This window comes from Actinoplanes sp. DH11 (genome assembly GCF_020873875.1).
Taxonomy (GTDB): domain Bacteria; phylum Actinomycetota; class Actinomycetes; order Mycobacteriales; family Micromonosporaceae; genus Actinoplanes.
The window spans coordinates 28,836-45,087 of sequence record NZ_JAHWGU010000014.1 but is presented as its reverse complement, the minus strand read 5'-3'; the positions used below and the strand labels follow the sequence as shown (position 1 = coordinate 45,087).

Annotated in this window: 8 protein-coding genes; 6 read left to right on the top strand and 2 right to left on the bottom strand. The window is 70.1% G+C overall.

Features of this window, described 5'->3' with window-relative positions:
* Positions 1-157: 157 nt before the first annotated feature.
* Positions 158-1,216 carry a succinyl-diaminopimelate desuccinylase gene (dapE, locus tag LPA41_RS21115; protein ID WP_229072385.1) on the bottom strand — a complete coding sequence of 353 codons (1,059 nt, stop codon included), beginning with the start codon at positions 1,214-1,216 and terminating at the stop codon, positions 158-160.
* A gap of 138 nt (positions 1,217-1,354) precedes the next feature.
* Here dapE and argH point away from each other — a divergent pair, with 138 nt between their 5' ends.
* Entirely contained in the window at positions 1,355-2,785 is a 1,431-nt protein-coding gene (argH, locus tag LPA41_RS21110; RefSeq protein WP_229072384.1) for an argininosuccinate lyase, read from the top strand.
* 1,300 nt (positions 2,786-4,085) lie between these two features.
* On the opposite strand, the gene LPA41_RS21105 is transcribed toward argH, so the two are convergent.
* Complete coding sequence (locus LPA41_RS21105; protein WP_229072383.1) at positions 4,086-5,141, bottom strand: LacI family DNA-binding transcriptional regulator; 1,056 nt, start codon at positions 5,139-5,141, stop codon at positions 4,086-4,088.
* A 195-nt stretch (positions 5,142-5,336) separates the two neighbouring features.
* Between LPA41_RS21105 and LPA41_RS21100 the strand changes: the two genes are divergently transcribed.
* Genes LPA41_RS21100 through pulA form a run of 5 tightly spaced genes read left to right on the top strand, consistent with a single transcriptional unit; the run spans position 5,337 to position 16,228 of the window.
* On the top strand, positions 5,337-6,590 hold the full coding sequence (locus LPA41_RS21100) for a maltose ABC transporter substrate-binding protein (protein WP_229072382.1): 1,254 nt from the start codon (positions 5,337-5,339) through the stop codon (positions 6,588-6,590).
* A 19-nt stretch (positions 6,591-6,609) separates the two neighbouring features.
* The gene (locus LPA41_RS21095; RefSeq protein WP_229072381.1) at positions 6,610-8,166 is read left to right on the top strand and encodes an ABC transporter permease subunit; all 1,557 of its coding nucleotides are present in this window, start codon (positions 6,610-6,612) and stop codon (positions 8,164-8,166) included.
* Positions 8,163-9,008, top strand: coding sequence for a sugar ABC transporter permease (locus tag LPA41_RS21090; RefSeq protein ID WP_229072380.1), 846 nt, complete (start codon positions 8,163-8,165; stop codon positions 9,006-9,008). The genes LPA41_RS21095 and LPA41_RS21090 overlap by 4 nt, the downstream gene beginning before the upstream one ends.
* Entirely contained in the window at positions 9,005-10,801 is a 1,797-nt protein-coding gene (locus LPA41_RS21085) for a glycoside hydrolase family 13 protein (RefSeq protein WP_229072379.1), read from the top strand. The genes LPA41_RS21090 and LPA41_RS21085 overlap by 4 nt, the downstream gene beginning before the upstream one ends.
* Positions 10,802-16,228, top strand: a complete 5,427-nt coding sequence (pulA, locus tag LPA41_RS21080; protein WP_229072378.1) for a pullulanase-type alpha-1,6-glucosidase — start codon at positions 10,802-10,804, stop codon at positions 16,226-16,228.
* Positions 16,229-16,252 lie beyond the last annotated feature (24 nt).

The following is a 16,252-nucleotide window of genomic DNA, read 5'->3' as shown; positions in this document are numbered from 1 at the left end:
GTACGCGTGGGCGTACTCGATGCTTGCCTCTGAAGGCCGTGATGGTCCGGGCGCTGGGCGCGCCCGGACATCTCGCTCGCGGCGCTCGCGGGTCTCCTTGCGGCGCTCGCGGGTCTCCTTGCGGCGCTCGCGGCTCTTCTCGCGGCGCTCGCGGGTCTCAGGACAGCCAGGCGGTCAGCACGCGCAGCGATTCGCGGATCTCGGGTACGGACACATGCTCGCCGTCGGTGTGCGCGAGCAGCGGGTCACCCGGACCGAAATTGATCGCCGGGATGCCGAGGGCCGCGAAGCGCGACACGTCGGTCCAGCCGAGTTTGGCCTGAGGCTCTCGGCCGACCAGGTCGACGAACTCCTTGGCGGCCGGTCGGTCCAGGCCGGGCCGCGCGCCCGGCGCCCGGTCGGTGACCTCCAGCTGGAAACCGGCGAAGACCTCGCGCAGGTGGGCCTCGGCGGCGTCGGTGTCGCGGTCCGGGGCGAACCGGTGGTTCACGAAGATCGTGCAGAGGTCGGGGATGACGTTGCCGGCGATGCCGCCCTCGATCTTCACGGCGTTCAGCCCTTCCCGGTACTGCAGGCCGTCCACCACCGGCCGCCGCGGCTCGTAGGCGCGCAGCACGTCGAGCACCGCCCCGGCGCTGTGGATCGCGTTGCTGCCCCGCCAGGACCGGGCCGGGTGCGCTGCCACACCGGGCACCGTGATCTTCACGCGCATGGTGCCCTGGCAGCCGCCCTCGACCGTGCCGTCGGACGGCTCGCCGAGCACCGCGAAGTCGCCGGCCAGCCAGTCCGGGTGGTTGCGCACCAGGCGGCCGAGCCCGTTGAGTCGGGCCGCGACCTCCTCATGGTCGTAGAAGACGTATGTCACGTCGTGCCGAGGGCTGTCCAGGAGCGCGGCGAGCTGCAGGAACACCGCGACGCCGGCCTTCATGTCGACGGTGCCCCGGCCGCGGAGCACGTCACCGTCGAGCGTCGTCGGCAGGTTGTCCGCGATCGGGACCGTGTCCAGGTGCCCGGCGAGCACCACGCGGGTGTCCCGGCCCAGGTTGGTGCGGGCCACGACGGCGTCACCGTCGCGGAGGACTTCCAGATGGGGGTACGCGCGAAGTGCCGTCTCGACGGCGTCGGCGAGCTCCTTCTCCGCCCCGCTGACGCTCGGGATGTCACAGATGGCCCGGGTGAGTCCGACGATGTCGCCGGTGAGATCGAGGCTGCCCATGGCGCAACTTTATCATGTTGGTAGTATTTTTATGCATCGAGACCTCGCGCCTCGCGTGACGGCCTCAGCGATAGGGTCAGGAAGCCGGAACTTCCTGCTCGAGAGACCAAGTTCCGCCTGAGAAACCAAGGAGAAGGTGTGCCGGAGAGCGAAGAGCCCACGCGGCTCTGGGGTGCTCGGTTCGCGGGTGGCCCGGCCGAGGCGCTGGCCCGGCTGAGTGTCAGCGTGCAGTTCGACTGGCGGCTGGCGCCCTACGACCTGCTCGCCTCCCGGGCGCACGCCCGCGTCCTGGCGAACGCGGGCCTGCTCGACGCCGAGGAGCTGGGCAAGATGCTTGCCGCGCTGGACGACCTGGAGTCGGCCTGCGCCGCCGGTGAGTTCCGCCCCACCGTCGAGGACGAGGACGTGCACACCGCCCTGGAGCGGGGCCTGCTGGAGCGGCTCGGCTCGCTCGGCGGCAAGCTGCGCGCCGGCCGGTCCCGCAACGACCAGGTTGCCACCGACCTGCGGCTCTACCTGCGCGACCACGCCCGCGGCGTCGCCGTCGCCGTCGTCGAACTCGCCGACGCGCTCACCGAGCAGGCAGCCCGCAACGTCGACACCCCGGCGCCCGGCATGACCCACGTGCAGCACGCCCAGCCGGTCAGCTTCGGCCACTGGCTGCTCGCCCACGTGCAGCCCCTGCTGCGTGACCTGGAACGCCTCCGCGACTGGGACGCGCGCACCGCGATCAGCCCGCTCGGCAGCGGCGCGCTCGCCGGTTCGTCGCTCCCGCTCGACCCGGCCGCCGTCGCCAAGGAGCTCGGCTTCACCGCGCCCGCCCCCAACTCCATGGACGCCGTCGCCGACCGCGACTTCGTCGCCGAGTTCCTCTTCATCACCGCGCTGCTCGGCGTGCACCTGTCCCGCCTCGGCGAGGAGGTCGTCCTCTGGACCTCCACCGAGTTCGGCTGGGTCGAGCTGGACGACGCGTTCGCGACCGGATCCTCGATCATGCCGCAGAAGAAGAACGCGGACATCGCCGAACTGGCCCGCGGCAAGAGCGGCCGCCTCGTCGGCGGCCTGGTCGCGGTGCTGACCATGCTCAAGGGGCTGCCACTCACCTACGACCGCGACATGCAGGAGGACAAGGAGCCGGCCTTCGACGCCGTCGACACCCTCGAACTGCTGCTGCCGGCCCTCGCCGGCATGATCTCCACCATGACCGTCCGCGTCGACCGGCTCGCCGCCGCCGCCCCGGTCGGCTTCTCCCTGGCCACCGAGGTCGCCGACTGGCTGGTCCGCAAGGGCGTCCCGTTCCGCGACGCCCACGAGATCACCGGCAAGCTGGTGGCGCTCTGCTCGGCCCGCGAGTGCGAACTCGAAGACCTGACCGACGACGACCTGAAAACGGTCAGCCACCACCTGGACCCGTCCGTGCGCGAGGTCCTCTCCGTGGCGTCCGCCCTGGCGGCCCGCACCACACCCGGCTCGACCGGCCCGGGCCCGGTCCGCGAACAGCTCGCCACCGTCCAGCACAAACTGGACACCTGGCGCCAGTGGGCCATCGAGAAGGTCGTTCCCCGCTGACCTGTTCCCGGGGCGGTGGGCCGCCGCCATCGCCGTCCCGGGATCCGACAGCGCCCAGCCCGCTGTGCCTGTTGGTTGCGGTTCCCTGAACCGGCGGGCCGGGGCGTCAGCGGGGTCAGCTGCCTCGGCGGCGGCTCTGGTGTGAAATGGATCACTTGGTGCCGGGTGCGTCGCGCTACGCCGAATTCGTCACTTGGCGTTCGCGATTTGTCACATCGTGTGTTGCTGCGCTGAGCGAAGGCGGCAAGGCTTGCGTAGGTCTTGCCGATGTTGCCCGATTCCGGCGTCAACGGAGCGCAAGGAGCGCCAGCGCTGGGTCCAGCGGCCGCCGGGAAGCCCGTGGACCGCGTGCGGATCGTCGCGCGACCGACGGCCGAGGCGTCGCTTCCGAACCTGGCGTCGCTTCCGAACCGAGCGTCGCTCGGGAACCTGGCGTCGCTTCCGAACCGAGCGTCGCTCGGGAACCTGGGGTCGCTTCGGAATCCAGGCGTCGCGGGGCGGCCGCAGCTGAGACGACCGTCCTGGCCGCGCCGCGCGCCGCCGGAACCCGTGTCGCTCCGGAACCTACCATCGCCCCCGAACCTGCAGTGGATCCGCACGTAGTAACTCCGCGCGGCGGGTGCCTTGGTGAGTCCGCACGATGGTGCCTTGCGCCGCAGTGGTGCGTCCGGGCGGCGGTGCCTGTGCGCGGTGCGTCCGGGCGGCGGTGCCTGTGCGCGGTGCGTCCGGGCGGCGGTGCCTGTGCGCGGTGCCTCCCGGCGGCGGTGTTGATCTGCTAGCGATGCGAAATCGCGGTTTTAACCCCATGATCACAGCGTTTTCGTAGCGCTAGCAGATCAACTTCTCGGCGGCAGGCGCGCCGGAGGGTGCCGGGAGCGTCCGTCCAGGTGGTCAGACCGCTGCAATGTCGAACGCCTCGCTGCGGACAGGCGTCACGCGGAGGCAGTGGCCGCCGGGGCATGCGAGGCAGCAGTCGTGCAGCCCTCACTAGAGCTTGAACATGCGCACCGCACGGAGGGCGGCAACGAGCGCACCTTACGGAGGGCTGGAACGTGCGCAGCCTAACGGCGGCTGATACATGTACGCCCCACAGGGGATGGAACGCGCACGCCCTACGGCGTCAAAGCATGCACCCCCTGGAGTCGGAAGCATGCGTGCTCCCAAGGGGGCGAAAGCATGCACGCCCCAGGGGTTGGAAGCATGCGCGCGCTCACCCGCTGAAAGAGGTGGAGAACACGCTCTCTTGATCGGTACGGCGCGGGTGAGCGGCAGAACGTGCAAGAAGTTGCAGCAAGAACCGTCAGACGGCGGAGGAGGCGGCCGGGATCTTGGCGGGTGCGGGTGCGGGGGCGACGGCGGTGGAGTTGCGGACCACCAGTTCGGGGCGGAAGAGGTACTCCGACCTGGGTGCGCCGTGGCCGTTGATGTCGTCCACCAGGGAGCGGACGGCGGCGACCGCCATGGCCGCTACCGGCTGGCGCAGGGTGGTCAGGGGTGGATCGGTGAAGGCCATCAGCGGGGAGTCGTCGAAGCCGATCACCGAGACGTCGCCGGGGACGTCGAGGCCGCGCCGGCGGGCTGCCCGGATGGCGCCCAGGGCCATCAGGTCGGAGCCGCAGACGATGCCTGTCGCGCCCTTGGTGAGCAGCCGTTCGGCGGCCACCTCGCCGCCTTCGACGCCGAACAGGGTGAGTTCGACGAGTTTGTCCACGTCGGAGCCGGAGGCGCCGGTGAGTCGCTGGGTGGCGGAGCGGAAGCCGGCGAGTTTGCGTTGCACGGCGGTGAACCGGTGCGGGCCGGAGATCATGCCGATGCGGCGGTGACCGAGCGCGACGAGGTGGCTGACGGCGAGGTCGCCGGCGAGTTGTTCGTCGCAGGAGACGAACGGGGCGTCGATGCCGGCGGTGTGCCCGTTCACCAGCACGATGGGCAGGGGGCGGGCCAGCAGGCGCAGGTAGCGCTCGTGGTCGGACGTGGTGTCGGCGTGCAGGCCGGAGACGAAGATGATGCCGCTGACCTGCCGGTCGAGCAGCATCTCCACGTATTCGTCCTCGGTGACGCCGCCCGGTGACTGCGTGCAGAGCACCGGGGTGTACCCGGACTGCGCCAGCGTCGACTCGATGACCTGGGCGAACGCCGGGAAGATCGGGTTGTCCAGTTCGGGCACGACGAGTCCGACCAGGCCGGCGCTGCGTTTGCGCAGCCGCTCGGGGCGTTCGTAGCCGAGCACGTCGAGGGCGGTGAGCACCGCCTGCCGGGTCTCGGCGGATACGCCGGGGCGGTCGTTGATGACGCGCGAAACCGTCGCCTCGCTGACCTGGGCTTGCCTGGCGATGTCCGCCATCCGTGCACGCATGTTGTCACTGTAGTGCCGACCCGTTACCGGCCAGCGCGATGCAAGCTCTTCCATTCGCTGCAAGTGCTTGCTAACGTCCCCGCAACAAGGACGACACCTTATCGATCCCTCAGGTGTGAACCTCCGGCGACTGCCGTGCCGCCTCTCGCGCGGCACAGAAGCGGCAGAACCTCCATAAGGACAGGAGCATCATCGATGCGCATCCGAACTGCGGGTGTGATCGCGGTCTGCGCGGTCGCGCTGGTCGGCACCGCGGCGTGCGGCAACGACACCAAGGAGACGGCGAGCGACACCCCGTCGGCGGCCGCGGCCACCGGCGAACTGGTGATCTGGGCCGATGACAAGCGATCCGCGGCGCTCAAGCCGTTCGCCGAGAAGTTCGGCACCGAGAACGGCGTGACCGTCAAGGTGCAGGCCATCTCGAAGGACCAGCAGACCACCTTCCTGACCGCCTCCCAGCAGGGCAGCGGCCCGGACGTGATGGTCGGCGCGCACGACTGGATCGGCAACCTGGTGCAGAACGGCGCCATCGACCCGGTGCAGCTCAGTGACGAGCAGCGGAACGGCATCGCGGCGAACGCCGTCAAGGCGGTCACGTTCAACGGGCAGACCTACGGTGTCCCGTACGCCACCGAGAACCTGGGCCTGATCCGCAACACCGCGCTGGCGCCCGAGGCACCGGCCACGCTGGAGGATCTGGTCGCGACCGGCAAGAAGCTCAAGGCCGAGAAGAAGGTCTCCGAGATCCTGTGCCTCCAGGTCGGGCAGAACGGCGACGCGTACCACTCGTACCCGTTCTACAGCTCGGCCGGCGGTTACCTGTTCGGCACCAACGCGGCTGGCGAGTACGACGCGGCGGACCTGGGTGTCGGCAAGCCGGAGTCGGTCGAGGCGTTCACGAAGCTGAGCGCCCTGGGCGAGAAGGGTGACGGCGCGCTCAAGCGGTCGATCACCCCGGAGAACTCGATCGCCACGTTCACCGGCAAGAAGTGCGCCTTCCTGGTCTCCGGCCCGTGGGCGGTCACCGACGTGAAGAAGGCGAACCTCGAGTACGACATCAGCGCTGTCCCCGGTTTCGCCGGAGGCAAGGCGGCGACCCCGTTCCTGGGCGTGCAGACGTTCTACGTCGCGGCGAAGGGCAAGAACAAGGCTCTGGCGCAGGAGTTCGTCACCAACTACGTGACCACTCCGGACCTGGCCGTCGCGCTCTACCAGGCCGAGCCCCGGCCGCCGGCGCTGACCGCCGCGCTGGACCAGGTCAAGGGTGCCGACGCGGACCTGCAGAAGTGGGTGGACGCCGGCAAGAACGCGGTGCCGTTGCCCGCGATCCCCGAGATGGCCGCCATCTGGGACCCGTTCGGCAAGGCCGAGGCCGCGGTCATCGGTGGCGCGGACGCGGAGAAGACCGTGACCGCCGCCGGCAAGACGATCTCCGGCCAGATCAAGTAACGACGGCGAAGAACACGTCATGACGTCGAAGCTCGGAGGGCCGGGAAGGACCGGCCTGGCCGGTCAGTTCGCCAAGATCCTGCTGCTCGGCCTGTCGGTGGCGTTCGCGGTCTGGGCCGCCTTCCCGCTGATCGCCGAGGAGCAGTGGATCGGCCTGGGCATCCTGGTCGCGACGACCGCGGCGCTGCTCTACGTCTACCTGTCCCCGCGGCACATCCCGGCGAAGTACCTCGTCCCCGGCACGCTGTTCCTGGTGGTCTTCCAGCTGTTCCCGGTGCTCTACACGGCCAGTACGGCGTTCACCAACTTCGGTGACGGTCACCGGGGCAGCAAACAGGACGCGATCGTCGCGATCCAGACGTCCTCGGTCACCCGGGTCCCCGGTTCGACGGAGTACGCCCTCTCGATCGCGACCCAGGGCGACCCGGCCACCGGCCCGATCGTCTTCCTGATCACCGACCCGGCCACGAAGGCGGTCTCGATCGGTGACGCCGAGGGCCTCAAGCCGGCCGGCGCGGTGACCGTGACCCCGGCCGGCAAGGTCACCGCGGCCGAGGGTCTCACGGTGCTCACCGCGGGGCAGGCGAGCGCCCGCAGCCAGGAGATCACCGACTTCACGGTGCCGACCGCGGGTGGCGCGATCCGCTCGTCCGGGTTGTCCCGCGCCTACGAGGGGGTGGCCGGTCGCGCCTACGACGCCGCCTCGGACAGCATCCGGGACACGGCCACCGGCCGGACCTGGCGGGCCGACGAGAGCGAGGGTGCGTTCGTCGCGGCCGACGGGGAGCGGCTGGCACAGGGCTGGAAGGTCGGCGTCGGGCTGTCCAACTTCACCCGGGCGCTCACCGACGACGCCATCTCCGGCCCGTTCCTGCGTACCCTGGTCTGGAATTTCGCCTTCGCGATCGCCTCCACCGGCTTCACGTTCGTCCTGGGCCTGTTCATCGCCCTGGCCCTGCACTCCAGCCGGGTCCGCGGCCGCAACTTCTACCGGATCCTGCTGGTCCTGCCGTACGCCATGCCGTCGTTCGCGATGCTGCTGGTCTGGCGGGACATGTTCAACACCGACTTCGGTCTGATCAACAGCCTCTTCGGTACGGACGTCGACTGGTTCGGCGGCAGTGCCTCGGCCCGGATCGCGGTCATCCTGGTGCAGCTCTGGCTGGGTTACCCGTACATGTTCCTGGTCAGCACCGGTGCCTTGCAGGCCATCCCGGGCGAGTTGCTGGACGCCACGAAGGTGGACGGCGCCGGCGTCTGGCAGAGCTTCCGCAACGTCACCCTGCCGTTGCTGATGATTCCGCTGACCCCGCTGCTGATCTCGTCGTTCGCGTTCAACTTCAACAACTTCAACGCGATCTGGCTGACCACCGAGGGCGCGCCCTTCCCGGCGGAGAACACCACGAACGGCGCGACGGACCTGCTGATCACGTACACGTACCGGCTGGCGTTCGGGGCCTCCGGCGCGGAGTACGGCTTCGCGGCCGCCATCTCGATCTTCATCTTCCTGATCGTCGCGCTCATCTCCACGGTCAGTTTCCGCCGGACCCGGCAGTTGGAGGAGGTCTACTCGTGACGCGCTGGATCAAGCAGGTCGGCTGGCGCCACCTGGTCGGCCTCGTGGGGCTGGCGTTCGCGCTGGGCCCGCTGCTCTTCGTGCTCTCGGCCGCGCTGAACCCGCTGGGCACGCTCTCCTCCAGCACCCTGGTGCCGACCGGCGCCTCGGCCGGGAACTTCGTGAAGCTGTTCCAGGACACCAACTTCGGGCACTGGTTCGTCAACTCGGTCGTGATCGCCGGTGTGGCGGCGCTGGCTTCGGTGTTCCTCTCCGCGCTGGCCGCGTACGCCTTCAGCCGCCGCCGCTTCCGGGGCCGCCGCATCGGCCTGATGTCCCTGCTGCTGATCCAGATGTTCCCGCAGTTCCTGGCCGTGGTGGCGATCTTCCTGATGTTCTCCACGATCACCGATCTGTGGCCGGCGTTCGGGTTCAACACCTGGTGGGGCATGATCCTGCTCTACCTCGGTGGGGCGCTCGGCGTGAACACCTGGCTGATGAAGGGCTTCTACGACACCATCCCGAAGGAGCTGGACGAGTCCGCGGTGGTGGACGGCGCCTCGCACGCGCAGATCTTCTTCAAGATCCTGCTGCCGCTCGTCGCGCCGATCCTCGCGGTGACCGGGCTGCTCGCCTTCATCGGCACGATCAACGAGTTCCTGATCGCCAACGTGTTCCTCACCGACAGCGAGTCGAAGTCGCTGGCGGTGGGTTTGTACGGCCTGGTGGCGGGGGAGCGCAACGCCAACTTCGGGGTCTTCTGCGCCGGTACGCTGCTGACCGCGATCCCGACCGTCGGCGTCTTCATGTACCTGCAGCGCTACATCGTCGAAGGGCTCAGCGCGGGAGCGGTGAAGGGATGACCCCACATCACGACGGTTCGGCTCTGCACGTCTCTAACCCGGCACCCGAGCTCGGCGAGACGGTCTCGGTCTTCGTCCGGGTGCCGGCCGGCACCCGGATCTCCCGGATCCATGCCCGGTTCGTCCGCGACGGGGAACCGATCTTCACCCCGGCGCGGATGGACCGGCGGGACGCGGGTGCCGAGTGGTGGCGTGCGGAGATCGTGGCCGGCAATCCGGTCACCCCGTACCGGTTCCTGATCCGGACCGCGACCGGCGCGGTCCGCTGGCTCACCGGCTGCGGGCTCACCTCGTACGACGTGCCGGACGCCACGGACTTCCGGCTGATCGCGCATCCGCCGCCGCCGGCCTGGGCGCGGGACGCGATCGTCTACCAGATCTTCCCGGACCGGTTCGCCCGCTCGGCCGCGGCGGCCGGGCGGCCGACCCCGGGCTGGGCCGTGCGCTGCGACTGGGACACCCCGGTCGAGGGGCACGGACCGCTCGCCGCCACCCAGCTCTACGGCGGTGACCTGGACGGGGTCGCCGAGCACCTGGACCACGTCGCCGGCCTGGGCGCGAACACCCTCTATCTGACGCCGTTCTTCCCGTCGGCGTCGAACCACCGCTACGACGGCTCCGACTTCGGCACGGTGGACCCGCTCCTCGGCGGGAACGCGGCGCTGGCCCGGCTGAGCGCGGCGGCGCACGCGCGCGGCCTGCGGATCATCGGTGACCTCACCACGAACCACACCGGCGTCACGCACGAGTGGTTCCGCACCGAGCGGGACTTCTACTATTTCGACGACGACGGCGGGTACGAGTCCTGGCTCGGCGTGTCAAGCCTGCCGAAACTGAACTGGGGCAGCCCGGAGCTGCGCCGGCGGTTCACCGGGCTGGCGCAGCATTGGCTGGCCGAGCCGTACGCGCTGGACGGCTGGCGCATCGACGTGGCGAACATGACCGGCCGGCGCGGCGCCGACGACCTGACCCGTGAGGTGGCGAACCTGCTCCGCCGGGCCGTGCACCAGGTCCGCCCGGACGCGATGCTGCTCGCCGAGCACGGCCACGACGCGACGGGTGACCTGGACGCCGACGGCTGGCACGGGACGATGAACTACGCCGGTTTCACCCGCCCGGTGTGGAGCTGGCTGCGCGCCGACGAGCTGCCGTTCCCGGATTTCCTCGGCGTGCCGGGGGAGATCCCGTTCCGGGACGCGGCCGACCTGGTGTCGACCATGACGGCGTTCTCGGCGCGGACGTCCTGGCGGGCGATGACCCACTCGTGGCAGATCCTCAGTTCGCACGACACCCCGCGGATCCGGTCCGTGGTCGGCGGACCGGATCGGCAGGAGGTCGCCGCCGGGCTGCTCCTCACGCTGCCCGGCACTCCGATGATCTTCGCGGGTGACGAGCTCGGCCTGGCCGGGGTGAACGGCGAGCATTCCCGTACCCCGATGCCCTGGGCCGACCCGGACGGCTGGGACATGCGCACGCTGGCGAGATATCGCGCCCTGGCGCGGCTGCGGACCCGCACGCCGGCGCTTCGGGACGGCGGCCTGCGCTGGCTGCACGCCGCCGGTGACGTGCTGGTCTTCCTCCGGGAGACCGCCGCGGACACTGTGCTGGTCGCGGCCCGGCGGTCGGCCGGTCTGCCGGTCCGGGTGACCGGCCTCGTCCCGCACGCGTGGGGCGACAACCTGTACGGCGGCGCCGAGCCGGTCAAAGCCGGTGCCGACGGATCTATCGACATCGACGGTGATGGACCTACCTTCCAAGTGTGGTCCGTCCGCCAGCACCCGGAGGGTTGTTAAGTGGCACCTCGAAAACGACGGCTGGGCGTCGCTCTGCTCAGCCTCCTGCTGCCTCTCATAGCCGTGCCTGCGGCGGCGGCCGCACCGGCCGCGGCGGCGGCCGTGACGGAACCGAACGCGGCGGTCATCGCCAACTGGGGTTCCGACCGGCCCGCCGACAGCGAGCAGTACTACTTCGTCCTGCCGGACCGGTTCGCCAACGGGGACCGGTCCAACGACAAGGGCGGACTCTCCGGCGACCGGCTCGCCACCGGGTACGACCCGGCGGACAAGGGCTTCTACCACGGCGGCGACCTCAAGGGCGTGATGGACCGCCTGGACTACATCCAGGGCCTGGGCACCACGGCCATCTGGCTGGCGCCGGTCTTCAAGAACAACCCGGTGCAGGGTACGGGCGCGGACGTGTCCGCCGGTTACCACGGTTACTGGATCACCGACTTCACCCAGGTCGACCCGCACTTCGGCACCAACGCGGACCTGAAGAAGCTGGTGCGGCTGGCGCACCAGCGTGGCATGAAGATCTTCCTGGACATCATCGTCAACCACACCGCCGACGTGATCCGGTACGCCGAGAACGAGTACACCTACGTCGACAAGGAGACGTCGCCGTACACGGACACCGAAGGGCAGCCCTTCGAGGACGCGAACCACGCGTCCGGCGGCCGTGGCTTCCCGGCCGTCGACGCGTCGAGCTACCCGTACACCCCGGTGTTCCCGACGAGGTCGGACGCGACGGCGAAGACGCCCGCCTGGCTGAACGACGTGAACATGTACCACAACCGGGGCAACAGCACGTTCGCCGGTGAGAACAGCGAGTACGGCGACTTCTACGGCCTCGACGACCTGTGGACGGAGCGTCCCGAGGTCGTGCGCGGGATGACGAAGATCTACGCCGACTGGGTGAAGGACACCGGCATCGACGGCTACCGCCTCGACACGGTCAAGCACACCAACATGGAGTTCTGGCCGCAGTTCGCGAAGGGCGTCGAGAAGGTGGCCGGCGACGACTTCTTCATGTTCGGCGAGGTCTACAGCGCCGACCAGGAGATCCAGTCGGCCTACGTGCGCCAGGGCGGGCTGCCGGCCACCCTGGACTTCTCCTTCCAGGAGGCGGCGAAGGGCTTCGTGACGGGTGCGAGCGGCGCCACCGCCCTCGCCGACCTGTACGCCAAGGACGACCTCTACACCGCCCGGGACACCGGCGCCGACCGGCTGCCCACGTTCCTCGGCAACCACGACATGGGCCGCATCGGCTCCTACATCGCGGCCGCGGCGACCGCCGACACCCAACTCAAGCGGGACCAGCTGGCCCACGAGCTGATGTTCCTGACCCGGGGACAGCCGGTCGTCTACTCCGGTGACGAGCAGGGCTTCACCGGGCCGGGCGGCGACAAGGACGCCCGGCAGGACCTGTTCGCCAGCAAGTCGGCCGACTACCTGGACGACGACCTGATCGGCACCGACCGCACCCACGGGGTGGACAACTACCAGACCGGGCACCCGCTCTACCGGACCATCGCCGGCCTGGCGAAGCTGCGCAAGGCGCACCCGGCGCTGGTGAACGGCGTGCAGGTGACCCGGCACGCGGCCGAGGGACCGGGCGTCTTCGCGGCGTCCCGGATCGACCGGGCGAAGCGCTCCGAGTACGTGGTGGCGGTGAACAACGCGACCACCGAGCAGAGCGTCACGTTCCCGGTGGACGCGGCGGGTGCCTTCCGGGGCGTCTACGGTACGAACCAGACCGTCCAGCCGGCGGCCGGCCGCATCACGATCACCGTGCCGGCGCTGTCGTCGCTGGTCCTGCGGGCGGACACGCCGCTCCCGGTGCCGGGTGCCGCGCCGACCGTCACCATCACGAAGCCGGCCGTGGGCGAGAGCGTCCCGGACCGCGCCGAGATCGTCGCCGGGACCACCGGCGACCCGCTCGCCACAGTCACGGTCGCGGCCCAGGTCGCGGGCGGCGAGTGGAAGCTGCTCGGCACCGCGGACAAGGCACCCTATCGGGTCTACCACGACCTCGACGGTCTGGCGGGCGGCACCGAAGTGCGGTACAAGGCAGTGGTGCGTGACAGCAAGGGCCGTCTCGGGTCCTCGAGCACGAAGATCACCGTCGGCACCCCCGCGGCCACGTCCACGGCGGGCTACGCGCTCGTGCACTACCAGCGGCCGGCGGGCGGCTACGACGACCAGAACCTCTACGTCTGGGGTGACGTCGACCCGTCGATGACGACGACCTGGCCGGACGGGCAGCCGTTCGCGGGCGAGGACGCGTACGGCCGCTTCGCCTGGGTGAAGCTCAAGCCGGGTGCCCGGAGCGTCGGGTTCGTCGTGGTCGGTGACGACGGCGTGAAGGACGTGGACGCCGACCGGACGATCGACGTGACCGCGACCCCGGAGATCTGGATCAAGCAGGGCGACGCCAAGGTCTACACGTCCCGGCAGCAGGCGACCGGCGAGCCGGACCCGGCTCAGGACCAGGGCAAGGCTCTGATCCACTGGCGCAAGGCGGACGGCAACTACGACGGCTGGGGCCTGCACCTCTGGGACGGCGCGGCCACACCGACCGAGTGGGCCAGCCCGTTGCTGCCGGTGCGGTTCGACTCCTACGGCGCCGTCTTCGAGGTGCCGACGGCGGAGGGCGCGACCGGCCTGAGCTACATCCTGCACAACGGCGACGCCAAGGACCTGCCGTCCGACCAGCGGCTCGACTTCGCCAAGGCGGGTCGCGAGGTGTGGCTGCTGGCCGACCAGGAGACCCGGCTGCTGCCGCTGGTCAAGACCGCGGCCGGGGTGGGCGAGATCGACGTCGACAAGTCCCGGGCGGTCTGGATGGACCGCGGCACCATCGCCTGGAAGACCGGCACCGGCGACACCCTGGAACCGGTCGGCGCGGGCACCGACGGCAAGGTCTACGACCTGCTCTGGTCCCGGTCCGGCGGGATCGGCGTCGACAACGGTGAACTGACCGGGTCGTACGAGAAGGTCCGGCTCGCCGCGCGGCGGGACGGGCTCACCGAGGCCCAGCGCGCGAAGTTCCCGCACCTCTGGCAGTACGGCGCGTTCACGATCGACGCGCGGAACGTCAAGGACATCCTGCGTGGGCAGGTCGTGGTGACCGAGCGCGACGCCGCGGGCAAGCTTCTCGGAGCCACCGGGGTGCAGCTCTCCGGTGTGCTGGACGACGTGTACGCCGCCGCGACCACGGCCGATCTCGGACCGGCCAAGGGCGGCGTCGCGGTCTGGGCGCCGACGGCGAGCACCGTCGAACTGGAGGTCTACGGCTCGGCGACCTCGGCCACGGCCACGATCACGCCGATGCGGCGCGACGACCGCACCGGCGTCTGGTCCACCCGGGCCGTCCGCAAGGGCGAGTTCTACAAGTTCCGGGTCACCGCGTGGCAGCCGGCCGCGCAGAAGGTCGTCACGGCGTCGGTCACCGACCCGTACTCGGTCGACCTGGCCGCCGACTCGACCCGCAGCCGGTTCACCGACCTGGCCGACCCGGCGGGCAAGCCGGCCGGCTGGGACCGGCTGCGCAAGCCGGCCGCCACCGCGCCCGCGAAGATCCAGATCTCGGAGCTGTCGGTCCGGGACTTCTCGATCGCCGACGACACCGTGCCGGCCGCCGAGCGCGGCACGTTCACCGCGTTCACCCGCCGGAACAGCGCCGGCATGAAACACCTCGGCGAACTCGCCGGCGCCGGCGTCACCCACCTGCACCTGCTGCCGGCGTTCGACTTCGCCACCATCCCGGAGAAGCGGGCCGACCAGGCGCAGCCGGCCTGCGACCTGGCCGCGCTGCCGCCGGACTCCGAGGAGCAGCAGGCCTGCATCGAGAAGATCGCCGCCACCGACGGGTACAACTGGGGTTACGACCCGCTGCACTACACCGTCCCCGAGGGTGGTTACGCGGTCGACCCGGCCCAGCGCACCAAGGAGTTCCGGGCCATGGTCGCCGGCGTCAACCAGGCCGGTCTGCGCGTGGTGATGGACGTCGTCTACAACCACACCTCGGCCGCCGGCATCGACCCCAAGTCGGTGCTCGACCAGATCGTGCCCGGCTACTACCACCGGCTGCTCGACGACGGTTCGGTCGCCAACTCCACCTGCTGCGCCAACACCGCGCCGGAGAACGCGATGATGGGCAAGCTCGTGGTCGACTCGATCGTGACCTGGGCGAAGGCGTACAAGGTCGACGGTTTCCGCTTCGACCTGATGGGCCACCACCCGAAGGAGAACATCCTGGCGGTGCGCAAGGCCCTCGACCGGCTCACCCTCGCCCGCGACGGCGTGGACGGCAAGAAGATCTACGTGTACGGGGAGGGCTGGAACTTCGGCGAGGTGGCGGACAACGCCCGCTTCGTGCAGGCGTCGCAGACCGAGCTGGCCGGCACCGGGATCGGCACCTTCAACGACCGGCTGCGTGACGCGGTCCGCGGCGGCGGGCCGTTCGACGAGAACCCGCGGGTGCAGGGCTTCGCGTCCGGCCTGCTGACCGCTCCGAACGGTGACGCGGTCAACGGGTCCGCCGCCGAGCAGAAGGCGCGCCTGCTGCACTACCAAGACCTGATCAAGGTCGGTCTCTCCGGCAACCTGGCCGGTTACGCGTTCACCGACTCGTCCGGCACGGTCGTCACCGGGTCGGAGGTCGACTACAACGGCTCACCGGCCGGGTACAACGCGGCACCGGGCGAGGCGATCACCTACGTCGACGCGCACGACAACGAGATCCTCTACGACTCGCTGGCGTTCAAGCTCCCGCAGGCCACCACGGCCACCGAGCGGGCGCGGGCGCAGTCGGTCGCGCTGGCCACCACGGTTCTCGGCCAGGGCGTCGGCTTCGTGACGACCGGCAGCGAACGGCTGCGGTCCAAGTCGCTGGACCGGAACTCGTACAACTCGGGTGACTGGTTCAACGAGATCATCTGGGACTGCGCGAAGGGCAACGGCTTCGGCCGGGGGCTGCCGCCGAAGGCGGACAACGAGGCGAAGTACGCGTACGCCAAACCGCTGCTCGCCGACCCCGCCCTGGTGCCGCCGTGTGCGGCGATCGACCTGGCCGACAAGCGCTACCAGGAACTGCTGAAGATCCGGAAATCCACGCCGGTCTTCGGTCTGCCGACCGCGGCCGAGGTGCAGAAGCGCCTGTCGTTCCCGCTCGCCGGCGCGACCGAGACCCCGGGTGTCATCACCATGACCCTGGACGGTCGTGGACTCGACCCGAGGTGGAAGTCGGTGACGGTGGTCTTCAACGCCACCCCGCAGACCGTCACCCAGAAGGTCACCGCCCTGGCCGGCAAGAAGGTCGCCCTGCACCCCCTCCAGCAGCAGTCCGCCGACCCGCTCGTCCGGACGGCCTCGGCCGGCAACGGATCCGGCACGCTGACCGTGCCGGCCCGTACCGTCTCGGTGTTCGTCCAGAGCTGACCCGCACCACCACGAGCGCGGCCA

Excerpts from the sequence above, each read along its gene's own strand:
- LPA41_RS21105 (WP_229072383.1), bottom strand. The coding sequence starts at position 5,141 with ATGCGTGCACGGATGGCGGACATCGCCAGGCAAGCCCAGGTCAGCGAG.
- dapE (WP_229072385.1), bottom strand. The coding sequence starts at position 1,216 with ATGGGCAGCCTCGATCTCACCGGCGACATCGTCGGACTCACCCGGGCC.
- LPA41_RS21100 (WP_229072382.1), top strand. The coding sequence starts at position 5,337 with ATGCGCATCCGAACTGCGGGTGTGATCGCGGTCTGCGCGGTCGCGCTG.
- LPA41_RS21095 (WP_229072381.1), top strand. The coding sequence starts at position 6,610 with ATGACGTCGAAGCTCGGAGGGCCGGGAAGGACCGGCCTGGCCGGTCAG.
- LPA41_RS21085 (WP_229072379.1), top strand. The coding sequence starts at position 9,005 with ATGACCCCACATCACGACGGTTCGGCTCTGCACGTCTCTAACCCGGCA.